Origin of the sequence: Bacillus cereus group sp. BfR-BA-01408, assembly GCF_022663305.1 — a bacterium.
GTDB lineage: Bacteria > Bacillota > Bacilli > Bacillales > Bacillaceae_G > Bacillus_A > Bacillus_A pacificus.
This window is the reverse complement of sequence record NZ_JAKUFF010000005.1, coordinates 1-22,697: the sequence shown is the minus strand read 5'-3', so window position 1 is coordinate 22,697 and position 22,697 is coordinate 1. Positions and strand designations below refer to the sequence as shown.

Below are 22,697 nucleotides of genomic sequence, written 5' to 3'. Positions count from 1 at the left end.
TAGAAAAAGCGTGTAAATCACAACTGATTTACACGCTTTTTATTTTGATTCGATTACTTTTACAAGGCGGATAAGCCAATACAAGAAAATCCATGGCAGTATGTAAGTTGTTACTACATGGACTAGGCGAGGGAGAAAACCAGCTATGTTAATATCAAAAATAGGAAGAAGTAAATAATTGATTGCGACGATTAGTATAATTACGAGAAACGTATAATTGAGTTTATCAGTCGATTTCATAATAATCACCCCTGATTACAAATATATCCACTTTGTTTAAATTATAGCAATAAATATGATAGAAAAGAACAAGTAATTATTATAATTATTGTGCAAAATTTGATATAATAAAAGAACGAATGTTCTAGTTGGGGGAGTACTATGCGAGAAATGTATCCGAAAAAGGGCCGTGTTATTTTACATGTAGATATGAATTGTTTTTTTGCATCTGTTGAAATTGCTCATGACCCATCATTACAGGGGAAGCCGTTAGCGGTTGCTGGAAATGAAAAAGAAAGAAAAGGAATTATCATCACATGTAGTTATGAGGCGAGAGAATATGGAATACGTACAACGATGCCACTTTGGGAAGCAAAAAGGTTATGTCCACAATTAGTTGTAAGGCGCCCTAATTTTACATTATATCGTGAAGCTTCATTTCAAATGTTTCAAATCCTTTCCCGTTTTACGGAAAAAATACAACCAGTATCAATAGATGAGGGATATTTAGATATTACAGATTGTTACGCACTCGGTTCGCCTCTTGAAATAGCAAAGATGATTCAGCAAGCGTTATTAACAGAGTTACAGTTGCCGTGTAGCATCGGAATTGCTCCAAACCTTTTCCTAGCAAAAACAGCTTCTGATATGAAAAAGCCTCTCGGTATTACCGTGCTCCGAAAACGAGATATTCCAGAAATGATTTGGCCGCTTCCGGTTGGAGCGATGCATGGAATTGGAGAAAAAACAGCTGAGAAATTAAAAGATATTCATATACAAACAATTGAACAGTTAGCAAAAGGAAATGAACATATCATTCGCGCTAAAATTGGAAAGCATGGTGTTGATTTACAAAGAAGGGCAAAAGGTGTGGATGATAGAGAAGTTGATCCGAGTCAAATGGGACAACATAAAAGCGTTGGTAATTCGATGACTTTTTCAAAGGATATGGATGAAGAAAAAGAATTACTTGATATGTTAGAAAGGCTATCAAAATCAGTGAGTAAAAGATTACAAAAGCGAACTCTTGTCAGCTATAATATTCAGATTATGATTAAATATCATGATAGGCGGACAGTAACGAGGAGTAAGCAATTGAAAAATGCCATTTGGGAAGAACGAGATATTTTTCAAGCGGCCTCTCGTTTATGGAAGCAACATTGGGACGGCGATTCCGTTCGTTTATTAGGTGTTACAGCTACTGAAATAGAGTGGAAGACTGAATCGGTGAAGCAATTAGATCTGTTTTCATTTGAAGAAGATGCGAAAGAAGAGCCGCTACTTGCTGTCATTGATCAAATTAATGATAAGTATGGAATGCCGCTTTTACAACGAGGTAGTCAACTATTACGTAAGCAAGAAAAGTCTTTTCAGCAAAAATTAGAAAATAAGTTTATGTAGAAGGTGTCATGAAACTGTAAATATCATGACACCTTTCATTTTTAACTTGCTTCTAAATCTAATGAAGTTTTCCAACCAGCTGCAGTAACGCCAGATTCTAATAGCATTCTGCTCACTATTTTTTCAATTAAGACTGCTGTATTTGTGTTGCAGTGTAATGTCGCTTGTATACATACTTTTTGATTAGAGTCTACGTCCTCACTATACAATTCTTTTAAACCAATGCCTTCAGAACTTACCATATGCATAAGTAAAAAACGAATATGGGCTTCATGTTCTTCTGAACAAGTAAGAGAAAGTAAGTAGTTCGTTTGTTCAGGTGATTCTTCTTTTGATTTTTGATTCATAAAGAGAGCGATTGGGCGAAGTAGTATGTTTGCTAGTAAAACGCCAGCTGCACCTAATATAGCTGCAATGAGGAAACCAGCGCCTGTAAGAGTACCAACAGCAGCTGCGCACCATAGGGTAGCCGCAGTATTAAGCCCCCTAATACTAAAACCATCGCGGATAATAACGCCGCCTCCTAAAAAACCAATCCCACTGACGACTTGAGCGGCAATACGTGAAGGGCTAGCATCGTGATCAATCATGACGGATAATAAAACAAATATACAGGCACCAAGTGATACGAGAGCATTTGTCCGTAGCCCAGCCATCCTATGTCTCCATTGTCGTTCCATTCCGATGCAAGCACCTACAATAATTGCAATAAATAATCTTAGTACAATGTCATACCATACCATCATGGTCACCTCCATACATATAAGTCCAAGTCATGTTTTTGAGAATGAGCGGGAAGCACCCGCTCATTCTTATTTTTATAACCAGCTATGAAACTTTTTAATATAAATTTTTTTTAGGAACTGTGTTAAGAAAGCATAGCCTAATAGTATTCCTACTAACCAAGGGAAATAGCTAAGTGGTAATGCTTGTAATCCAACGGCTGCTCCAAGTGGCGAGAATGGAATATAAATTCCGATTACCATAATACAAGCGGTTAATAAAAGAACCGGTACTGATGCAGTACTTTGAATAAACGGAATCTTCTGTGTTCTTATCATGTGAACAATTAAAGTTTGTGTTAGCAATCCAACGACAAACCAACCAGATTGGAATAATGATTGTTCGCTAGCTGTATTTGCACCGAAGACGTTCCACATGACCACATAGGTGATGATATCAAATATGGAACTAATGGGACCGATGCAAATAATGAAGTTCCGTAAATTTGCAGTATCCCATTTTCTTGGTTTTTCTAAAAATTCTTTATCCATTTTGTCCCATGGGATAGACAGTTGTGAAATATCATAAAGTAAGTTTTGAATTAAAAGGTGAATGGCAAGCATCGGCAAGAAAGGAATGAAGGCACTTGCTACTAACACACTAAATACATTTCCGAAGTTAGAGCTCGCTGTCATTTTAATGTATTTCAAAATATTACCGAATGTAGTGCGTCCTTCTAAAATACCTGCCTCTAATATCATTAAACTTTTTTCAAGTAGAATAATATCGGAAGACTCTTTTGCAATATCAGTTGCAGTATCAACAGATATGCCAACGTCAGCTTCCCGTAACGCTACGGCGTCGTTAATGCCATCTCCCATATAACCTACAGTGTGTCCGTTTCCTTGTAATACTCGTATAATGCGAGATTTTTGCATTGGATTTAGTTTAGCAAAAACAGTTGTTTCTTCGGCTAGCTTTGCTAATGCTTTATCAGGTAAAGCATCGATTTCGTAACCAAGGATAGGCTCGCCAATATTTAATCCAACTTCTTTACATACCTTTTTTGTCACGATTTCGTTATCACCAGTTAAAATTTTTACTTGTACACCATGTTTTTGTAATGTTTGAATGGCAGTAGCGGCAGATGGTTTCGGCGGATCTAAAAAGCCAATATATCCAGCGAGAATCATATCATTTTCATTTTGTACGGCGTACTCTTTATTATTTGTTGGTCTATTTTTTTTATAAGCTACAGCAATAACGCGCATACCTTCACTATTCAAAGTTTCACTTAGTTGTTTTACATGTAAGCGCATGTCATCGGTAAGAGAAGCAATTTTGCCATCTATTTCAGTGTAGTTGCAAATAGATAAAATTTCTTCTACAGCCCCTTTACAGACCATTGTATGTTCACCTGAATTGTTTTTTACAATGACGGACATACGCCGACGAGCAAAGTCAAATGGAATTTCATCTAGTTTTTGAAAAACAGATGGATCAAATTTTTGATTTTCTTCTGTATGTTTTATAACGGCTTTATCTATTAAATTTTTCAATCCTGTTTGATAGAAGCTATTTAAATAGGCAAAGTGTAATACACGATTACATGTATTACCATTAGGATCTAAGTGCCGAACAAGTACAACTTTATCTTCTGTTAAAGTTCCTGTTTTATCGGTACAAAGAATGTTCATAGCACCTAAATTTTGAATAGAATTCAGCTGTTTTACAATTACTTTCTGTTTAGACATGTTAACGGCACCTTTAGCTAAATTAGCAGTCACAATCATTGGTAACATTTCAGGTGTTAGACCAACTGCGATTGCAATAGCGAAGAAGAAAGCTTCTTGCCAATCTCCTTTTGTGAACCCGTTAATGAGAAGAACGATAGGTGCCATAATAAGCATGAATGTAATTAAAAGCCAGCTTACTTTGTTTACACCTTTATCAAAGCTTGTTTCTACGCGCTTACCGATTACTTTATTTGCTAAAGAGCCGAAATACGTATCGGTACTTGTGGAGATGACAACCGCTCTTGCGCTACCACTTACAATATTTGTCCCCATGAAGCAAAGATTTTCCATATCGAGTGGATTGTAATTTTTTTTCGTGCTTTTCGGTAATAGATGTTTATTTTCTGTATGGTAGCAGTTTTCGTATTTTTCTACAGGAAGTGCTTCTCCTGTTAAAGAAGATTGGTTCACAAATAAATCTTTAGCCGATAAAATACGCACATCAGCTGGAACAATGTCTCCGGCTGAAAGTGAAATAATATCGCCAGGTACAAGTTCCTCAATTGGAATTTCCTTTGTATCAGTTCGCTTCAAAATTTTTGCATTTTTTGTTTCGTGTACAAATCCATCTATTCTAAAGACACTCGCCGTTGTTCGGACCATAGCCTTTAACTGATCCGCAGCTTTTTGAGAACGAAATTCTTGTAAAAAGCGAATCGTTGCACTTAGCATTACCATTACAGATACGACAATAGTTCCTTGTATGTCATCTGTGAAAAAAGAAAGTGCGCCGAGAGCTAATAAAACAAAAATAAATGGATTTTTAAATGCCAGCAGAAATTGAATGTACCACGGTGATGTTTTATTATGAGCTATTTCATTAAGGCCATATAAAGAAAGTCTACGAGACGCTTCTTCTTTAGAGAGTCCATTTTCTGTTGTTTCTAAAAGTCGTAACGCTTTGTTTGCATCCTGCGTTGCGACTTCCACTAATAATTTGTGATTTGTTTTCATACAATCTTGATCGTATGAATGTTTCGTTTCTTGTCTTAGTAAATTTAACATCGGTAGTTCCTCCTTTTTCATGAAGGAGGAAACAAGCTGTTACTCGACTATTTAAAATTAGGAGGAACAGTTTCTTTCCTACCTACATGATGAAATATTAACGTAAAACATATGGGTATCTGGGCCGAATCATCAATTGCCAACTGTTCCTCACCTCCGTACAATTTAGTAGTTTCTGAATATGCTATGTTTGTTTCATAGTAAGGTGCATATATACGTAAAAAGACCTTTACTCAAAACGAGTAAAGGCCTGAATTCGCAGTTAAAAGAGTCCACAACAAAGACTGTTAGTAAGCATAAATCAAAACAGTTTTTGTGTATGACAAAATACATGCACCTCTCCCTCGTTGAGTTTTAGCACTGTATAGCATAGGTACTGAAACCAGCTACGTTAAAAAAGGCCTTCATTCCGACCTTTCTTGTTGACCCATTGGCGTCTCTCGACATTTTTGGGCAGCAGCGTTTCTCTATACAGGAGCCTCACCTAACAGAGACCATATTCAATTACATGTTGAATGTTAGCACTGAAATTTTGTAGTGTCAACATGTTTTTTGAAAACTCAAATAGATTTATCTTGGCTATATAGTAGGAAATAAGCGGAGTTTTTTTGAAATAAGGTTGGAAAATAAATATTGTAATGAACATAAATAAAAAGCACTGATCACAGTGCTTTTTGTTATAGATTATGAGATTGTAGCATTTTCAAAAATAACAATCTCTGAACTGTTTGCAGTTGAAACGCGTTGTGCATAATATGTTAAAGCTGAAGAAATATATGTTGGTAACGAATCATTTGTATGTGTTGTTGTATATTCATGGATTAACTCTTTCAAAGTCGTCCATTCTAATTGTGCTGGGTGATCAGACACGAAAGAACTTACCCAGCGATCAAATGAAGATGAAAAATCAGTTTGTAAACGAAATGCTTCTTTCATAATAAAACGCTCCCTTAAAATGTAGTATAATCATTTTAACATAAAACACGAACGATATCTAAACTTTTTGAGTATAACGTTCGTGATATATAGTTGTCTAGATGATTGGTTGTGTAAATTCGATTTGCCATTTGAAATAACATTCCGTAAGATGAAAGGTAGATTATATAAAGAGCTGGAGGAAAGAAAGTGGAATTTGTATTTTTAGGAACTGGTGCAGGTGTTCCTTCGAAAGGAAGGAACGTTTCAGCAATTGCTTTGCAATTGTTAGAAGAACGAGGACAAACTTGGTTATTTGATTGTGGCGAGGCGACGCAACATCAAATATTACATACATCAGTACGTCCACGCCGCATTGAAAAAATATTTATTACGCATTTACATGGTGATCATATTTTTGGATTGCCTGGTTTATTAGGAAGCCGTTCGTTTCAAGGAGGGACTACACCTTTAACAGTGTATGGACCAAAAGGAATTAAACAATTTATTGAAGTAGCATTATCAGTAAGTACGACACATGTAAAATACCCACTTGAAATTGTTGAGATAACAGAAGAAGGTACCGTGTTTGAAGATAATGAATTTCATGTGGAAACGAAAAGATTGTCACACGGTATTGAATGTTTTGGGTATCGTATTATAGAGAAAGATATACAAGGCGCCCTTTTAGTCGATAAATTGCTGGAGATGGGTGTGAAACCAGGTCCGCTCTTTAAGCGTTTAAAAGATGGAGAAGTGGTTGAATTGGAAAATGGTACGATACTAAACGGACAAGATTTTATCGGCCCACCTCAAAAAGGAAGAATTATTACCATTTTAGGTGATACAAGATTTTGTGAAGCGAGTAGAGAGCTGGCACAAGACGCTGACGTACTAGTTCATGAAGCAACTTTTGCGGCAGAAGATGAACAACAAGCTTATGATTATTTTCATTCCACATCTAAGCAAGCTGCGAGTATTGCACTTCAGGCAAATGCAAAACGATTAATATTGACTCATATTAGTTCTCGTTATCAAGGGGATACGTATAAGGAATTATTGAAAGAGGCAAGAGAGCTATTTTCTAATACAGAAATAGCAACGGATTTAAAATCATTTCCAGTAGAAAGATAATAATGATATGAAAAAATGGCGACGAGAGGTTGCCATTTTTTTTTCTAAAAAAATTAAAATAAAACTGTTATCATTTTATGCTTATATTAGATGAAACAGAAAGTTTTAATGATGTGAAAATATAGGATAAAAATACATAGTATCGATTATTTAGAAAAACTGTTATATAAGTCAGATGACATACGAATGATACAAATAGCAAAAATGGATTTTTATTCAGAACTTTTAAAATTCATTAAAAGTAAGCGTTTTATTAAAAACAAGTTATAATGAGGGCAGATTATAATTTATCCCACTTTAATGGGCAGTAAGACTCTACCTCAAAATTCGCGAATGCGAGGAATTTAAGCGAGAGATAACTGCTCGTAAAAGCACGATTGTTGTGGGCTAATAATTATTGGGAATGGACAAAACTCCCGCTGATTATAGTTTCACTTGTTTATGCTATCCTTGTAAGTGGTTCTGTGTTAAACTTTGGATTGCTACCAGACTTTATTGTGGATTAGCTTATATTATTTTTAAATGAAGGTAATGCTAAGTTTCTTATTTATTATGACAACTAGTATTATTTCAGGATAGATTGTTTCATTGTTATTCAAAAACGATCCAATTCGTATAGCGGAACAAATTCGTAGTACAACTGGAAAAGCAACCGATTTGGTAGCTTAATAGAATAGTAAAAAATTTTTTCATAGAGGTTTAGGGGGAGTTATGATGAAGTATCGCTCAGTATTTGATATTATCGGTCCAGTTATGATTGGTCCATCAAGTTCACATACAGCAGGCGCAGCACGAATGGGGCAAGTTGCTCGCCAGCTGTTTCGTCATGAACCAGAAAGAGTAAGCATTTCATTATATGGATCATTTGCAAAGACGTATCGTGGGCATGGTACAGATGTAGCGCTAATAGGTGGGATATTAGGGTTTGAAACAGATGACTTACGTATTCCAGAGGCGCTAGAGATAGCAAAAGAGCGCGAAATTGAAGTGGAATTCATTGAAGAGGATGCCAATGCACCTCACCCAAATACAGCAAGAATTCGTTTGTATAAAGGTGAAGAAGAAATTGAAGTTGTTGCTTGCTCAATTGGTGGCGGTAAAATTGAAGTTGTAGAATTAAACGGATTCGATCTTCAATTATCAGGCACGAGTCCAGCACTACTTATTGTAAATAACGATCGCTTCGGTGCTATTGCAGCAGTAGCTTCAATCCTTGCGAAACACGAGATTAACATTAGTACAATGAGTGTTTCTCGTAAAGAAAAAGGAAGAAGAGCGCTTATGGTCATCGAAACAGATGAAATATTAGCAGATGAAGTGATTGAAGAAATAAAAGCGCAACAAAATATTTGTCAAGTAACTATTATGGAATAATTGCAGGGGGGACACACCATGTTTCGGAACGCAGCGGAACTAGTGGCGCAAGCTAAAGAACAAAATGTAAAAATCGCAGAAATTATGATTCAATGTGAAATGGAAACAAGAAGTATTTCACGTGAAGAAGTAATTGCTGGTATGGAAAAGAACTTAGTCGTGATGGAGCAAGCAGTAGAACGTGGTATTCGCGGAGTGAAATCACCAACTGGTTTAACTGGTGGAGATGCTGTAAAAGTTCAGGCGTATATGAAGAGTGGAAAAGGCTTATCTGGAGATACGATTTTGGACGCAGTGAGTAAAGCTGTTGCAACAAATGAAGTAAACGCAGCGATGGGAATTATTTGTGCAACACCAACAGCAGGGTCTGCTGGAACAGTGCCAGGTGTACTATTTGCACTAAGAGAAAAATTGCAGCCTACACGTGAAGAAATGATTGAATTCTTATTTACAGCAGGAGCTTTCGGTATGGTTGTTGCGAATAACGCTTGTATTTCTGGTGCAGCGGGAGGATGCCAAGCTGAAGTTGGTTCAGCAAGTGGAATGGCAGCTGCAGCTGCAGTTGAAATGGCTGGTGGAACACAAGAGCAAGCAGCTACAGCGATGGCAATTTCATTAAAGAACATGCTTGGTTTAGTATGCGATCCTGTTGCAGGACTTGTAGAAGTACCTTGCGTAAAACGTAATGCAGCAGGAGCTGCAAATGCGATGATTTCAGCTGATTTAGCATTAGCTGGTGTAACGAGTACTATTCCATGTGATGAAGTAATTGAGGCGATGTTTAGAATCGGACAAACGATGCCAGTAGCACTTCGTGAAACAGCTGAAGGTGGACTTGCAGCAACACCGACTGGTCGCCGTCTGCAAGAAGAGATTTTTGGGAAGACGAATAACTAAAAATATATGTTTATAAAAAATGGAGCTCAAGTAAGATTGAGCTCCATTTTTTATTTTTCTTTTGTTAACTGTTCTAACGTTTTCCCAAGATTATGTGATCGTTGCGCTGCCTGTGTAATACAAGAAATAAGCGCTTGTTGAAATTGGTGTTCTTGTAATACTTCAATGCCCGCTTCGGTCGTTCCACCAGGAGAGGTAATTTCCTTTCGCAAAATAGACGGGTGTTTTTCACTTGCTTTTAGCATTTCAGCAGCACCAATCATCGTTTGGAGAATAAGTGACTTTGCAACATCTTCTTTTAAACCGATTTTTTTTGCAGCTTCTTCCATCGCTTCTACTACGTAATAAATATAAGCAGGCCCGCTTCCGGATAATGCAGTGACAGCATGCATATCTTCTTCCTCTACAACAGAGACGAGACCGATCGTTTCAAATAAAGCTATGGCAGTTTGAATATGTTCCTTTGTTGCATGTTTTGAAGGTGAGATAGCAGTAGCTGATTTTAAAATAGCTGCAGATGTATTTGGCATGGCACGAATAATCGGAACGTCTTTTTGAAGTAGACTTCTAATTGAATGAGTAGAAACACCTGCTAATAACGAAATAATAAGCAGGTTATTATGTATGTCTTCTTGAAAAGGGGTAAGCGCTTCTGCAACATCTTTTGGCTTCATTGCTAGAAAAAGAATATTTGTATTAGTAAGTAGTTCTTTTTTATTATGTGTACCTTTGACACCGTATTTGTTATGTAGCTCCTGTAACCTTGTCTCATTAGAACGATTACTTACAGTAATTTGTTCGCCTTTCACAACATTTGCATGTAACAAGCCACCAATAATCGCTTCAGCAATAGAGCCTGCACCGAGAAAGGAAATGTTTTGAATAGACATGATGTTCCTCCTTTAATTTTGGTTAGAAATTCTTATAAATGTACATACATTCGTTTTTTTCTAGGAAACACCTCTTTTTATCTGAAAATAATGACAAATATATAAGGAAGTTGTAAACTGAAGAAGTATTCATTTTTGAACCGGAAAGAGACAGGGGGGCTAAGCATGACGGCGATTCACCGAATGGAGATTCCTGTGCCATTTGCAGTTGAAACTGTGAATGTGTTTTTAGTTGAGGGGGAGACATTAACATTAATTGATACAGGGACGAATACAGAAGAGGCAAGAAATGCGTTAGAAAGTCAGTTATGTACATTAGGATATACGATAGAAGATATTAAAACAGTAGTTATTACGCATCATCATGCGGATCATTGTGGGCTTTTAAATATATTTTCTGAGAAGACGAACATTATTGGACACCCTTGGAATGAGCCGTGGATCACGCAAAATCCAGAATTTTTAAAGCGATATCATGAGTTTTTTAGAGAGACGGCTTTACAATTTGGTGTTCCAGCAGCATTTTTGAAAGACGAGGCGTTATTGACGACAAGGACACTGAAATATTCTTGTAATAGATCGCTAACGCATACTGTGAGAGAGGGAGATCGTATTGATTCAATGCCTGGTTTTACAGTAATTGAAACACCAGGTCATGCTTCCACTCATATTTCATTATATAGAGAATCTGATGGAATACTAATTGGAGGGGATGCTCTCATTAGTCATATTTCTTCGAATCCAATATTAGAACCACCATATGAAGGACAAACAGAAAGGGCGCGCCCGTTATTACAATATAATCAAACGTTAAAGCGTTTAAGTGAAATGAATATTTCACGCATTTTATCAGGACATGGAGAAGATGTTCTAAATGTGAAACAACTTATTGAAACGAGATTACAAAAGCAAGAAACACGTGCATTTAAAGTGCTTGAGTTATTAAAGGAAAAACCAATGACAGCATTTGAAGTATGTGTAAAACTATTTCCGGTATTGTATAAGGAACAATTGCCACTTACTATTTCAGAAACGGTTGGACAATTAGACTTTTTAGCATATAATCAACAAGTGATGATTGATGAATCTTCGCAACAATTGATTTATTATGCAAAGTAGGTGACAGCAATGACGGGACGTTTACAAAATAAAGTAATCGTCATTACAGGTGCTTCTAGTGGAATTGGAGAGCAAGTTGCAATGCAAGTTGCAGAGCAGGGGGCGACTCCAGTATTAATGGCTAGAACAGAAGAGAAATTAAAAGCGTTAGTAGACAAAATTAAAGAAACTTATAATACGCCTTGCTATTATTATGTATTAGATGTAAGTGAAGAGACGGAAGTACAATCTGTTTTTTCAAAAGTATTACAAGAGGTAGGACGTATTGATATATTAGTAAACAATGCGGGATTTGGTATTTTTAAAACGTTTGAAGATGCATCAATGGATGAAGTGAAAGATATGTTCCAAGTAAATGTATTTGGATTAGTAGCTTGTACGAAAGCGGTACTACCTTATATGGTGAAAAGAAACGAAGGACATATTATTAATGTTGCTTCACTTGCTGGGAAAATTGCAACTCCGAAATCGAGTGCGTATGCAGCGACGAAACATGCAGTACTAGGCTTTACGAATAGTTTACGCATGGAGTTATCTAGTACAAATATTTTCGTAACAGCGATTAATCCAGGTCCGATAGATACAAACTTTTTTGAAATAGCTGATCAATCCGGTACATATGTGAAAAATATGGGACGATACATGTTAAAACCAACATATGTAGCAGAGCAAATTGTAAAAGCGATGCAAACGAAAAAGCGTGAAGTAAACTTACCGAAATGGATGGGCATTGGTCCAAAACTGTATGCTTTATTCCCAGGTTTATTTGAGCGCGTAGCAGGCAAATCATTAAGTAAAAAATAGGAGATTTCCATATGGAAATCTCCTATTTTTTTATCCCGCTTTAATGGGCAGTAAGACCCCCACCTCAAAATTCAGCGAAAGCAAAGAAGTTAGGTGGGGGATCAACTGCCCATAAAAGTCCGATTGGTGAGGGCTGATAATCAGTGGGGGATGAAGAAAACCCCCACTGATTAAAGTTTTACTTTATTTCCCAGTCACATAATCGTAAACGATATCCTCAACTGCCTCGTATACATCAATTTCAGTATTTGAATGAATAATCGTTTGAATATGTTTAATAAGCATTTCCTGATCCTCATTTGACATAGGATTACATTGATATTGCTGAAAACTTTTTATAATCATTTTCTCAATTAATTTTTCATTCATGTTCTCCCCGCCTGTATGTACGTATGTATTGTTTTATTGTACTTGAAGTGAAATAAAAAAACTACTATGCACTATTTGTGTATAAAAATTCTGTTGTGTATATTGTTTTTCTAGTAAAATTAAGTTTTTTAAGTTTATGAAATTTATAAATATTTAATTGACTCTATAAATATACAATATTATAATCATACTTAATTTAAAGAATCGATATGAGGAGGAGCATATGAAAGTCGCGATTATTGGAGCAACTGGGTATGGAGGTATTGAGTTAATTCGGTTATTAGAACAACATCCATATTTTTCGATAGCATCTCTCCATTCTTTTTCACAAGTTGGCGAGTGTATAACAAATGTATATCCGCATTTTCAAAATGTTCTTGTTCATACGTTACAAGAAATTGATGCGGAGGAAATAGTGAAAGAAGCAGAAATTGTATTTTTGGCAACCCCGGCAGGAGTATCAGCAGAGTTAACTCCAAAATTATTAGCAGTAGGTTTAAAAGTAATTGACCTATCTGGAGACTTTCGTATGAAAGATCCTTTCATATATGAACAGTGGTACAAAAGGGCAGCTGCAAAAGAAGAAATTCTTAGTAAAGCTGTATATGGGCTAAGTGAATGGAAAAGGTCCGAGGTTCAAAATGCAAATTTAATTGCAAATCCGGGATGTTTTGCTACAGCTGCATTATTAGCGACATTGCCATTAGTTCGTAGCGGCATAATTGAAGAAGATTCGATTATTATTGATGCGAAATCAGGAGTATCTGGAGCAGGAAAAACGCCAACAACGATGACTCACTTTCCTGAGTTATACGATAACTTGCGTATTTATAAAGTAAATGAGCATCAACACGTTCCTGAGATTGAGCAAATGCTCGCGGAATGGAATAGAGAAACGAAGCCAATCACGTTTAGTACACATTTAATACCGATATCACGTGGAATTATGGTTACACTTTATGCGAAAGTAAAGCGAGAAATGGAAATAGAACAACTTCAAAAATTATATGAAGAAACGTATGAACAATCGGCTTTTGTTCGAATTCGTACGCAAGGAGAGTTTCCAAGTCCGAAAGAAGTGAGGGGCTCAAATTATTGTGATATGGGGATAGCTTACGATGAAAGAACAGGAAGAGTGACAGTCGTTTCTGTTATAGACAATATGATGAAAGGTGCGGCTGGGCAAGCAATTCAAAATGCAAACATAATAGCGGGACTAGAAGAAACAACAGGTTTACAACATATGCCGCTTTATCTATAAGGGGGGACATGATGATTAAAGTAGCGTCTATTACAAAAGTAGAAAATGGTTCGATTGTAACTCCAAAAGGTTTCTCGGCCATTGGCACTGCAATTGGTTTGAAAAAAGAGAAAAAGGATTTAGGGGCAATCGTTTGTGATACACCAGCATCATGTGCTGCTGTTTATACAACAAATCAAATACAAGCAGCTCCCTTGCAAGTAACGAAGGATAGTATAGCGACTGAGGGGAAATTACAAGCTATTATCGTTAATAGTGGAAATGCAAATGCTTGTACAGGAATGAAAGGATTACAAGATGCTTACGAGATGCGTGCATTAGGAGCAGAACATTTTGGATTGAAAGAAAATTATGTTGCAGTAGCTTCAACAGGTGTAATTGGTGTTCCGCTGCCGATGGATATAATCCGAAATGGGATTGCTACTCTTATCCCAGCGAAGGAAGAAAGGGAAGCTCATTCTTTTTCTGAAGCGATCTTAACGACGGATCTTATAACGAAAGAAACTTGCTATGAAATGGTGATTGATGGGGAGAAGGTGCTGATTGCTGGTGTTGCGAAAGGTTCAGGGATGATTCATCCAAATATGGCAACGATGCTAAGTTTTATTACGACAGACGCTCATATAGAGCATGACGTATTACAAACAACATTATCACAAATCACGAATCATACATTCAATCAAATTACGATAGATGGAGATACTTCTACGAATGATATGGTCATCGTTATGGCAAGTGGATTATCAGAAACGAAACCAATCAATATGGAACATGCAGATTGGGAAACTTTCGTATTTGCTTTACAGAAGGTATGTGAAGATTTAGCGAAAAAAATCGCACAAGATGGTGAAGGCGCTACGAAGTTAATAGAAGTAAATGTGTTAGGAGCTCGAACGAATGAAGAGGCAAAGAAAATTGCAAAGCAAATAGTCGGTTCTAGTCTTGTGAAAACAGCAATACATGGTGAAGATCCAAACTGGGGGCGAATTATTAGTACCATTGGACAAAGTGAAGTCGCGATTAACCCAAATACAATTGATATTACTCTTCAATCTATTGCGGTGCTGAAAAATAGTGAACCTCAAATGTTTTCTGAAGAGGAAATGAAAATGAGATTACAAGAACATGAAATTATGATTGATGTGAATTTACATTTAGGAGAAGAGACCGGATCAGCTTGGGGCTGTGACTTAAGCTATGAATATGTGAAAATAAACGCTTGTTATCGTACATAAGGAGAGGGAAGATGAGCGATTATATTGTAGTGAAATGCGGCGGTAGTATGTTGGATCAATTACATGATGTGTTTTTTGATTGTATAAAGAAATTGCAACAGAAGTATAAAGTAGTGATTGTCCATGGCGGTGGCCCAGAAATTGATGCCAAATTAAAAGATTGTAACATCAACGTAGAAAAAAAAGATGGATTACGGGTAACACCAAAAGAAGTTATGGATATTGTTCAAATGGTGCTATGCGGAAGTACGAATAAAAAACTTGTAATGAATTTACAAAAGCATAATTTACGTGCGGTAGGTTGCTCAGGGTGTGATGGCAAGTTACTTCAAGTTCAACCTGTCAGTGAGGAGATAGGATATGTGGGAGAAGTAAGGTATGTCGAAACGGCCTTACTAAAAGGATTAATAAATATGAATTATATTCCTGTTATTGCTCCGGTCGGCATAAATGATAATGAGATTTATAACATAAATGCGGATACCGCCGCAGCTGGAATTGCGGCTGCATTATCTGCAAAAGAGCTCATTTTTATTACAGATGTAGATGGGGTATTACATGAAGGAAAGTTACTAAAGAAAACGGATGAATTTGAAATTGTGAATTTAATAGAAAAAGGAGTTATTACCGGTGGGATGATTCCGAAAGTACAGGCAGCACTAGCATCATTAAAAATGGGAGTGCAAAAGGTTAGTATCGTAAATGGGACGAAGGATTTTACCGAGGTTACAGGTGAGTGTATCGGAACGACGGTAACGAGGGGTGTGAGTATTGCATGACAAGTCATCTTTTTCAAACGTATGGAAGAAGAAAGAGTGAGTTTGTAAAGGGAAAAGGAACGAAAGTTATTGATCATAACGGTAAGCAATATTTAGATTTTACATCGGGAATTGGCGTATGTAATTTAGGGCATTGTCACCCTACTGTTATGAAAGCTGTACAAGAGCAACTGCATGAAATATGGCATATATCTAACCTGTTTACAAACAGCTTACAAGAAGAAGTCGCGTCATTATTAACAGAAAATATAGCATTAGATTATGCGTTTTTCTGTAATAGCGGGGCAGAGGCGAATGAAGCAGCTTTGAAGTTAGCCCGTAAGCATACTGGAAAATCTCTCGTCGTAACGTGTGAGCAGTCTTTTCACGGTAGAACATTTGGAACGATGAGTGCGACGGGGCAAAATAAAGTGAAAGAAGGATTTGGTCCGCTCCTTCCATCTTTTTTACATACGCCTTTTAACGATATAAAGGCATTAGAGGAAGTAATGAATGAAGAAGTTGCGGCAGTAATGATAGAAGTTGTTCAAGGAGAGGGAGGAGTCATACTTGCTGATCTATCTTTTTTGAAAGCGATTGAAGCATTATGTAAGAAGTTTGGGTCCTTATTTATTATAGACGAAGTCCAAACAGGGATCGGAAGAACAGGGACATTATTTGCTTACGAACAAATGGGAATAAAACCTGATATCGTTACCGTCGCAAAGGCACTTGGAAACGGGATTCCTGTCGGAGCAATGATTGGTAGGAAAGAACTTGGAACATCGTTTACTGCAGGATCACATGGTTCAACGTTTGGCGGGAATTATGTTGCAATGGCTGCAGCGAAAGAAGTATTGCAAGTAAGTAAAAGACCATCGTTTTTAAAAGAAGTAAAGGAAAAGGGCGATTACGTATTACAGAAGTTGCAAGAGGAATTACGACATGTCGAATGTATTCAAAATATACGTGGTAAGGGGCTTATGGTTGGGATTGAGTGTAAGCATGAAGTTGCAAGTTTTATAGAACAACTAGAAGAAGAAGGACTTCTCGTATTACAAGCAGGACCTACTGTTATAAGACTATTACCGCCACTTATTGTAACGAATGAAGAACTAGAACAGGCAGTATATATGATAAAAAAAGTAGTTTGTACAAAAAACGTATCAATTATATAAGGGGGAATTTTCATGTCAACTGTACAAGTACCGAAATTAAATACGAAAGACCTTTTAACACTAGAAGAATTAACGAAAGAAGAAATTATTTCTTTAATTGAGTTCGCAATATATTTAAAAAAGAATAAGCAAGAGCCTTTACTGCAAGGCAAAATATTAGGGCTTATCTTTGATAAACATTCAACTCGTACTCGCGTATCTTTTGAAGCAGGAATGGTACAGCTCGGGGGACACGGTATGTTTTTAAGTGGAAAAGAGATGCAAATGGGAAGAGGAGAAACCGTTTCAGATACTGCGAAAGTATTATCGCAGTATATTGACGGGATCATGATACGTACATTCTCACACGCGGATGTAGAAGAGCTTGCAAAAGAATCGAGCATTCCTGTTATTAACGGTTTAACTGACGATCATCATCCTTGTCAAGCATTGGCAGACTTAATGACAATATATGAAGAAATAAATACATTTAAAGGAATAAAATTGGCTTACGTCGGTGACGGAAATAATGTATGTCATTCATTGTTGTTAGCGAGTGCAAAAGTCGGAATGCACATGACAGTTGCAACGCCTATAGGATATGAACCGAATGAGAAGATTGTAAAAAAAGCGTTAGCGATTGCTGAAGAAACAGGAGCTGAAATTGAAATTTTGCATAATCCTGAATTAGCGGTGAGTGAAGCAGATTTCATTTATACTGACGTTTGGATGAGCATGGGGCAAGAGGGAGAAGAAGAGAAATATACTTTATTTCAACCATACCAAATTAATAAAGAACTTGTTAAGCATGCGAAGCAAACGTATCGTTTCTTACACTGTTTACCTGCCCATCGTGAAGAAGAAGTAACAGGCGAAATTATAGATGGACCAAAATCTATCGTATTTGAGCAAGCCGGTAATCGATTGCATGCGCAAAAAGCATTATTAGTAAGTTTATTTAAAAATGTAGAAGAGCTTTCCTAAAGGATGTACACCTTCAGTTGTTAGATGTAAATAACTGGAGGTGTGCTTTTTTATATTGAAATGTCGTATGTATATTTGGTTAACCATCTTTATATCATTTATAATAAAAAGAGTAAACTAAATTTGTTTTTCATATCATGTAAGGACATACTAGATAAAAAAATATAGTTAAAGAGATGATGAATTTGAAAACAACTAAGAAAACATATTCGTTTTTTCAGCGGATGTGGAGAATATTAAAGTTTCAATATTATAAGTTGCTTCGATCACCAGAAGGAGCGAAGAAAGTATCGTTAGGTTTTGCGATTGGTTTTGGTTTAGAGATGTTGGTTATATATACAGCATCGCTCGTCTATTTAATATTTTATCCAATCGTCAGGTTAGCAAAGGGATCTTTTCCTGCTGCGGTGATTGGCAATATTATCGGGAAAATATCATTTTTACCGGTATTTTTATTTCCATTTGCTTATGCGTTAGGAAAAATGATTTATCCATTTCATGTGAAAAAAATACATCATGAACCCTTTACGATATCTGACTTGTTTTCGAGTCATATTTTTACGATATTAAAGGGGTTATTACAAAGTGAAGTGTATGTATTAATTGGAATGACGATTTTAGGAGTTGTGTTTGGGGTAATTTCATATTTTGTTGTGCATTATTTGTATGAAAAGAACCGTAAGTTACGTTTGAAGAATAGAAAGAAAAAAGTGAGAGAACCACTTGTACAAATATAAAGAATGGCACATTCATTTTCTCCTTTGAATATGTTTAAGAAAAAGGGGGAGAGAATGAATGTATTATTACTATGTACCTCAAGTATACTCATATACAAATTATTATCCAGTAAATGATATGAGGCAGCAAGTTGGAGTGTATCAACAGCAACAATTTCAGCAAATACCACAACAACAGCCTACGCAAGAACATAAACCGTATTTAACGACATGGCCATATTCAAATGTATATTATGGTAATTATTACGAATCATAAAGCTGCTTCTATTTAGAAGCAGCTTTATGCGTTTGTTTTCAAAATTAAATTTTGAATGGTTTGAAGAGAGTGAATGAGTTTTTCACGTTCTTCCTCAGATAACGTTTGGAAATTTTCTTTTAATTTGTCTAAAATGAATTGTTGATACTGATTTACTAACAATTTCCCTTCAGCTGTCAGGGAAATTAAAATGACCCGTCGATCTTTTTCGCTATAATGACGCTCTATTAGTTCTTCTTGGATCAGTTTGTTTAATAGAGGTGTCATGTTAGGCCGTGAAATCGCTAGCCGCTTGCCGATTTCGGAAACTGCTAATGTGCCATTTTCATGCAGAAGCAGTAATACTTGTGTATGTGATGGCGGCATATGTCTTTGAGAAGAAAATTCTCCAGGAAGCATAAATTTGCGATAAAAAAGAGGCACTAGCGAAAGAAGATGATCAACAATACGTTCCCACTCGCGTGATTCCATATAAAGGCCCCCTTCCACTCTCATTGTAACAAAAAAGACATGTTATAAAAATAGAATTGTTTCATGTGAATTTTAATATTTGTAGGCCAACACTTTTTTTGTAAAGGAATCGGCAATAATCGAATAGCCTTTATCGTTAGGGTGTACTTGGTCAAAGAGTAATTCTTTCTTATCATTTGATATTAATTTGCGAATTGGTAAAACGATAGATGGTTGATTTGCTTTTGCAATGGAATAAACAGATTCATTCCAGCCATCTAAAAACATATCTGCATAACTTGCGATGGAGTCATCGAGTTGTAACGGGTTATAGAGTTCAGAAAGAATGAGTAAAGCATCCGGATTTTGATTTCGGACTGTCTTTACAATATTTTTTACATCCGCTTCAAAATGAGCTTTTTCTTTATTTAACATTTTAATACCGTCTATAACACCGACATCACGATTTAAGCGAAACAAATTATTTCCCCCAATATTAATTGTAATAATATTGGCTGCTCTAATTTTTTGCTTTACATCTTCTGATTCAACCTTTTTAGCGAGACGATCTGTTGTAAGACCGTTTATCCCAAGGTTTTCTACAGTAATTGGTTTATGAATTTGTGCTTCTATTTGTTTAGAGGCTAATTCAGCAAATCCACCTTGTGTCGATCCATATCCTTTGGCGAGCGAATCACCTAGTACGAGATGATAGAAGGAATCGTTTGTTTGCTTATCAATCCAACTTGGAGTAGATGTTTTTTCTGTTTTTTCTTCGGGTTCATTTTGTTTTGTCTCATCGTTCTTTTCAAAATAAGAATAAGAAATGATTAGAAGGAGGAGACAAACAATTGTTAAGATGACTTTTTTCATAAATTCATCCTCCTTGTAATTGGTAATTGTATCATATTCAGCAGTATTAACAATGTAAGGGCATATTATATGTTTATGAAAAGTTTACAATAACTTTACAGAAAATTTGTAGAAGTATGTCAAAAAATATTGACGATATGAAAGTACATTATATATGATAATGTCAGATAAGGTGAAATTTTAATTAGCAGGGCTTTATTTCCCGATGAGTAAAATCTCACCAATCGAGCGTTTAAGAGGACTACTCATTAGCGCAGGATGAAATGAAAATCTTATCTCCAATAGAAGAAAAAAGGTATGTAATTAGAGACGGATTCATTTCATTATTTTTGGTAATTGTATAAGGGGGATTTTTTGTGAAAAAGTCAAAAAAAATGCTAGCTGGAGCAACTCTTGCTATTGGTGTTATAGCGCCGCAAGTATTGCCAGCAACAGCTCATGCGGATGAGCAAACTGGGGAGAGTACGGTTAACTTACGAATTCTAGAAACATCAGATATTCACGTTAACTTAATGAATTACGATTATTATCAAACGAAAACCGATAATAAAGTAGGTCTCGTGCAAACTGCAACACTTGTGAATAAAGCGCGTGAAGAAGCGAAGAATTCTGTCCTATTTGATGATGGAGATGCATTACAAGGGACACCGCTTGGAGATTATGTAGCGAATAAAATAAATGATCCGAAGAAGCCTGTGGATCCTAGTTATACACACCCATTATATCGTTTAATGAATTTAATGAAGTATGACGTCATCTCTCTTGGGAATCATGAATTTAACTACGGTTTAGATTATTTAAACAAAGTAATTAGTAAAACAGAATTCCCGGTTATTAACTCGAACGTCTATAAAGATGATAAAGATAATAATGAAGAGAATGATCAAAACTACTTTAAACCATATCATGTTTTTGAAAAAGAAGTAGAAGATGAATCAGGTCAAAAACAAAAAGTGAAAATTGGCGTAATGGGATTTGTTCCACCTCAAGTTATGAACTGGGATAAAGCAAATTTAGAAGGAAAAGTGAAAGCGAAAGATATAGTTGAAACAGCGAAAAAAATGGTGCCAAAAATGAAAGCAGAAGGTGCAGATGTTATCGTTGCACTAGCGCATTCAGGTGTTGATAAGAGTGGATACAACGTTGGCATGGAAAACGCATCGTATTATTTAACAGAAGTTCCTGGTGTAGATGCAGTATTAATGGGACATTCACATACTGAAGTGAAGGACGTATTTAATGGTGTTCCAGTTGTAATGCCTGGTGTCTTTGGAAGTAACTTAGGTATTATTGATATGCAATTGAAAAAAGTAAATGGAAAATGGGAAGTACAAAAAGAGCAATCGAAGCCGCAACTTCGTCCGATTGCTGATAGTAAAGGAAACCCACTCGTACAATCTGATCAAAATTTAGTTAATGAAATTAAAGATGATCATCAAGCGACAATTGATTATGTGAATACTGCTGTAGGAAAAACGACAGCGCCAATTAATAGTTATTTCTCATTAGTACAGGATGATCCTTCTGTACAACTTGTGACAAATGCACAAAAATGGTATGTAGAAAAGTTATTTGCTGAAAATGGGCAGTACAGCAAATATAAAGGAATTCCAGTTTTATCTGCAGGAGCACCATTTAAAGCAGGTGGCCGAAACGGTGCTACATATTATACGGATATTCCAGCTGGAACGTTAGCAATTAAAAACGTGGCAGATTTATATGTATATCCAAATACGTTATATGCTGTAAAAGTAAATGGGGCACAAGTAAAAGAATGGCTTGAAATGTCTGCAGGTCAGTTTAATCAAATTGATCCAAAGAAAACAGAAGAACAGCCGTTAGTAAATATAGGTTATCCTACATATAACTTCGATATTTTAGATGGCTTAAAATACGAAATTGATGTAACACAACCGGCGAAATACGATAAAGATGGAAAAGTTGTAAATGCAAATACGAATCGTATTGTAAATATGACATATGAAGGGAAGCCAGTAGCTGACAATCAAGAATTCATCGTCGCTACAAATAACTATCGCGGAAGCAGCCAAACGTTCCCAGGTGTAAGCAAAGGGGAGGTTGTATACCAATCACAAGATGAAACGCGTCAAATCATTGTGAAGTATATGCAAGAAACGCCAGTTATTGATCCAGCAGCAGATAAAAATTGGACGTTTAAACCGATTGTTGCCGATAAATTACATACAACATTCGATTCTTCACCAAATGCACAAAAGTATATAAAGAAAGATGGAAAAATATCATATGTTGGACCATCTGAAAATGAATTTGCTAAATATGCAATTGATATAACGAAGAAGAACGATGATGATAAAGAAA

At 36.2% G+C, this 22,697-nt stretch carries 22 protein-coding genes, 1 pseudogene and 1 riboswitch; of the genes and pseudogenes, 15 read left to right on the top strand and 8 right to left on the bottom strand.

Going from position 1 to position 22,697, the window contains the following annotated elements; translation table 11 throughout:
* Nucleotides 1-39: 39 nt before the first annotated feature.
* Complete coding sequence (locus MR083_RS04410) at nt 40-240, bottom strand: hypothetical protein (protein ID WP_000842872.1); 201 nt, start codon at nt 238-240, stop codon at nt 40-42.
* Nucleotides 241-381: 141 nt separating this feature from the next.
* Here MR083_RS04410 and MR083_RS04405 point away from each other — a divergent pair, with 141 nt between their 5' ends.
* Entirely contained in the window at nt 382-1,620 is a 1,239-nt protein-coding gene (locus MR083_RS04405; RefSeq protein WP_001208836.1) for a DNA polymerase IV, read from the top strand.
* Nucleotides 1,621-1,661: 41 nt separating this feature from the next.
* Here MR083_RS04405 and MR083_RS04400 read toward each other — a convergent pair whose 3' ends face one another.
* The 3 genes from MR083_RS04400 to MR083_RS04390 all read right to left on the bottom strand — a co-directional run bounded on the left by MR083_RS04400 (nt 1,662) and on the right by MR083_RS04390 (nt 6,080).
* On the bottom strand, nt 1,662-2,363 hold the full coding sequence (locus MR083_RS04400; protein WP_000262355.1) for an MgtC/SapB family protein: 702 nt from the start codon (nt 2,361-2,363) through the stop codon (nt 1,662-1,664).
* A 75-nt stretch (nt 2,364-2,438) separates the two neighbouring features.
* A complete protein-coding gene (gene mgtA, locus MR083_RS04395) occupies nt 2,439-5,144 on the bottom strand; it encodes a magnesium-translocating P-type ATPase (RefSeq protein WP_242268623.1) in 2,706 nt (901 codons plus the stop codon).
* A gap of 331 nt (nt 5,145-5,475) precedes the next feature.
* A riboswitch (M-box (ykoK) riboswitch) is annotated at nt 5,476-5,643 on the bottom strand.
* Nucleotides 5,644-5,828: 185 nt separating this feature from the next.
* Nucleotides 5,829-6,080 (bottom strand): DUF3932 family protein, encoded by a 252-nt coding sequence (locus MR083_RS04390; protein ID WP_000656492.1) that lies wholly within the window; start codon nt 6,078-6,080, stop codon nt 5,829-5,831.
* Between the two features lie 189 nt (nt 6,081-6,269).
* Between MR083_RS04390 and rnz the strand changes: the two genes are divergently transcribed.
* The 4 genes and pseudogenes from rnz (at nt 6,270) to sdaAA (ending at nt 9,464) form a co-directional block, all read left to right on the top strand.
* Nucleotides 6,270-7,193, top strand: coding sequence for a ribonuclease Z (rnz, locus tag MR083_RS04385; RefSeq protein WP_000397447.1), 924 nt, complete (start codon nt 6,270-6,272; stop codon nt 7,191-7,193).
* A 377-nt stretch (nt 7,194-7,570) separates the two neighbouring features.
* Nucleotides 7,571-7,828: pseudogene (locus MR083_RS04380) on the top strand (hypothetical protein).
* Nucleotides 7,829-7,907: 79 nt separating this feature from the next.
* Nucleotides 7,908-8,567: an L-serine ammonia-lyase, iron-sulfur-dependent subunit beta gene (sdaAB, locus tag MR083_RS04375; RefSeq protein WP_000877446.1), complete on the top strand. Its 660-nt coding sequence runs from the start codon at nt 7,908-7,910 to the stop codon at nt 8,565-8,567.
* Between the two features lie 18 nt (nt 8,568-8,585).
* On the top strand, nt 8,586-9,464 hold the full coding sequence (sdaAA, locus tag MR083_RS04370; RefSeq protein ID WP_000489463.1) for an L-serine ammonia-lyase, iron-sulfur-dependent, subunit alpha: 879 nt from the start codon (nt 8,586-8,588) through the stop codon (nt 9,462-9,464).
* A gap of 50 nt (nt 9,465-9,514) precedes the next feature.
* Here sdaAA and proI read toward each other — a convergent pair whose 3' ends face one another.
* Complete coding sequence (gene proI, locus MR083_RS04365) at nt 9,515-10,354, bottom strand: pyrroline-5-carboxylate reductase ProI (RefSeq protein WP_242268622.1); 840 nt, start codon at nt 10,352-10,354, stop codon at nt 9,515-9,517.
* 165 nt (nt 10,355-10,519) lie between these two features.
* Here proI and MR083_RS04360 point away from each other — a divergent pair, with 165 nt between their 5' ends.
* Entirely contained in the window at nt 10,520-11,473 is a 954-nt protein-coding gene (locus MR083_RS04360) for an MBL fold metallo-hydrolase (RefSeq protein ID WP_049112518.1), read from the top strand.
* A gap of 9 nt (nt 11,474-11,482) precedes the next feature.
* On the top strand, nt 11,483-12,277 hold the full coding sequence (locus MR083_RS04355; RefSeq protein ID WP_229135488.1) for an SDR family oxidoreductase: 795 nt from the start codon (nt 11,483-11,485) through the stop codon (nt 12,275-12,277).
* 183 nt (nt 12,278-12,460) lie between these two features.
* Here the strand turns inward: MR083_RS04355 and MR083_RS04350 are convergent, their stop codons facing one another.
* Nucleotides 12,461-12,646: a YqzH family protein gene (locus tag MR083_RS04350; protein WP_001003210.1), complete on the bottom strand. Its 186-nt coding sequence runs from the start codon at nt 12,644-12,646 to the stop codon at nt 12,461-12,463.
* Nucleotides 12,647-12,869: 223 nt separating this feature from the next.
* On the opposite strand from MR083_RS04350, the gene argC reads away from it, so the two are divergent.
* The 7 genes from argC (at nt 12,870) to MR083_RS04315 (ending at nt 19,034) form a co-directional block, all read left to right on the top strand.
* Complete coding sequence (argC, locus tag MR083_RS04345; protein WP_000861217.1) at nt 12,870-13,907, top strand: N-acetyl-gamma-glutamyl-phosphate reductase; 1,038 nt, start codon at nt 12,870-12,872, stop codon at nt 13,905-13,907.
* An 11-nt stretch (nt 13,908-13,918) separates the two neighbouring features.
* The gene (argJ, locus tag MR083_RS04340) at nt 13,919-15,142 is read left to right on the top strand and encodes a bifunctional glutamate N-acetyltransferase/amino-acid acetyltransferase ArgJ (protein ID WP_000598420.1); all 1,224 of its coding nucleotides are present in this window, start codon (nt 13,919-13,921) and stop codon (nt 15,140-15,142) included.
* An 11-nt stretch (nt 15,143-15,153) separates the two neighbouring features.
* Complete coding sequence (gene argB, locus MR083_RS04335) at nt 15,154-15,921, top strand: acetylglutamate kinase (protein ID WP_001286773.1); 768 nt, start codon at nt 15,154-15,156, stop codon at nt 15,919-15,921.
* Nucleotides 15,918-17,078, top strand: coding sequence for an acetylornithine transaminase (gene argD, locus MR083_RS04330; protein ID WP_000200518.1), 1,161 nt, complete (start codon nt 15,918-15,920; stop codon nt 17,076-17,078). Before argB ends, argD begins: the two co-directional genes overlap by 4 nt.
* A gap of 12 nt (nt 17,079-17,090) precedes the next feature.
* On the top strand, nt 17,091-18,041 hold the full coding sequence (argF, locus tag MR083_RS04325; protein WP_000108857.1) for an ornithine carbamoyltransferase: 951 nt from the start codon (nt 17,091-17,093) through the stop codon (nt 18,039-18,041).
* Nucleotides 18,042-18,217: 176 nt separating this feature from the next.
* A complete protein-coding gene (locus MR083_RS04320) occupies nt 18,218-18,778 on the top strand; it encodes a DUF2062 domain-containing protein (protein WP_011040649.1) in 561 nt (186 codons plus the stop codon).
* 58 nt (nt 18,779-18,836) lie between these two features.
* Complete coding sequence (locus MR083_RS04315) at nt 18,837-19,034, top strand: hypothetical protein (protein ID WP_041184699.1); 198 nt, start codon at nt 18,837-18,839, stop codon at nt 19,032-19,034.
* Between the two features lie 24 nt (nt 19,035-19,058).
* On the opposite strand, the gene MR083_RS04310 is transcribed toward MR083_RS04315, so the two are convergent.
* Complete coding sequence (locus tag MR083_RS04310; protein WP_000445817.1) at nt 19,059-19,505, bottom strand: MarR family winged helix-turn-helix transcriptional regulator; 447 nt, start codon at nt 19,503-19,505, stop codon at nt 19,059-19,061.
* Between the two features lie 72 nt (nt 19,506-19,577).
* The gene (locus MR083_RS04305) at nt 19,578-20,357 is read right to left on the bottom strand and encodes a GDSL-type esterase/lipase family protein (RefSeq protein ID WP_242268620.1); all 780 of its coding nucleotides are present in this window, start codon (nt 20,355-20,357) and stop codon (nt 19,578-19,580) included.
* Between the two features lie 356 nt (nt 20,358-20,713).
* On the opposite strand from MR083_RS04305, the gene cpdB reads away from it, so the two are divergent.
* Nucleotides 20,714-22,697 (top strand): bifunctional 2',3'-cyclic-nucleotide 2'-phosphodiesterase/3'-nucleotidase (gene cpdB / locus MR083_RS04300; RefSeq protein ID WP_242268618.1); only part of this gene is annotated, 1,984 nt, incomplete at its 3' end.

Bases quoted from the DNA above. Each gene is read 5' to 3' on its own strand.
- MR083_RS04410 (WP_000842872.1), bottom strand. From the start codon at position 240: ATGAAATCGACTGATAAACTCAATTATACGTTTCTCGTAATTATACTA.
- MR083_RS04405 (WP_001208836.1), top strand. From the start codon at position 382: ATGCGAGAAATGTATCCGAAAAAGGGCCGTGTTATTTTACATGTAGAT.
- MR083_RS04400 (WP_000262355.1), bottom strand. From the start codon at position 2,363: ATGGTATGGTATGACATTGTACTAAGATTATTTATTGCAATTATTGTA.
- mgtA (WP_242268623.1), bottom strand. From the start codon at position 5,144: ATGTTAAATTTACTAAGACAAGAAACGAAACATTCATACGATCAAGAT.
- MR083_RS04390 (WP_000656492.1), bottom strand. From the start codon at position 6,080: ATGAAAGAAGCATTTCGTTTACAAACTGATTTTTCATCTTCATTTGAT.
- sdaAB (WP_000877446.1), top strand. From the start codon at position 7,908: ATGAAGTATCGCTCAGTATTTGATATTATCGGTCCAGTTATGATTGGT.
- sdaAA (WP_000489463.1), top strand. From the start codon at position 8,586: ATGTTTCGGAACGCAGCGGAACTAGTGGCGCAAGCTAAAGAACAAAAT.
- proI (WP_242268622.1), bottom strand. From the start codon at position 10,354: ATGTCTATTCAAAACATTTCCTTTCTCGGTGCAGGCTCTATTGCTGAA.
- MR083_RS04360 (WP_049112518.1), top strand. From the start codon at position 10,520: ATGACGGCGATTCACCGAATGGAGATTCCTGTGCCATTTGCAGTTGAA.
- MR083_RS04355 (WP_229135488.1), top strand. From the start codon at position 11,483: ATGACGGGACGTTTACAAAATAAAGTAATCGTCATTACAGGTGCTTCT.
- MR083_RS04350 (WP_001003210.1), bottom strand. From the start codon at position 12,646: ATGAATGAAAAATTAATTGAGAAAATGATTATAAAAAGTTTTCAGCAA.
- argC (WP_000861217.1), top strand. From the start codon at position 12,870: ATGAAAGTCGCGATTATTGGAGCAACTGGGTATGGAGGTATTGAGTTA.
- argJ (WP_000598420.1), top strand. From the start codon at position 13,919: ATGATTAAAGTAGCGTCTATTACAAAAGTAGAAAATGGTTCGATTGTA.
- argB (WP_001286773.1), top strand. From the start codon at position 15,154: ATGAGCGATTATATTGTAGTGAAATGCGGCGGTAGTATGTTGGATCAA.
- argD (WP_000200518.1), top strand. From the start codon at position 15,918: ATGACAAGTCATCTTTTTCAAACGTATGGAAGAAGAAAGAGTGAGTTT.
- argF (WP_000108857.1), top strand. From the start codon at position 17,091: ATGTCAACTGTACAAGTACCGAAATTAAATACGAAAGACCTTTTAACA.
- MR083_RS04320 (WP_011040649.1), top strand. From the start codon at position 18,218: ATGATGAATTTGAAAACAACTAAGAAAACATATTCGTTTTTTCAGCGG.
- MR083_RS04315 (WP_041184699.1), top strand. From the start codon at position 18,837: ATGTATTATTACTATGTACCTCAAGTATACTCATATACAAATTATTAT.
- MR083_RS04310 (WP_000445817.1), bottom strand. From the start codon at position 19,505: ATGGAATCACGCGAGTGGGAACGTATTGTTGATCATCTTCTTTCGCTA.
- MR083_RS04305 (WP_242268620.1), bottom strand. From the start codon at position 20,357: ATGAAAAAAGTCATCTTAACAATTGTTTGTCTCCTCCTTCTAATCATT.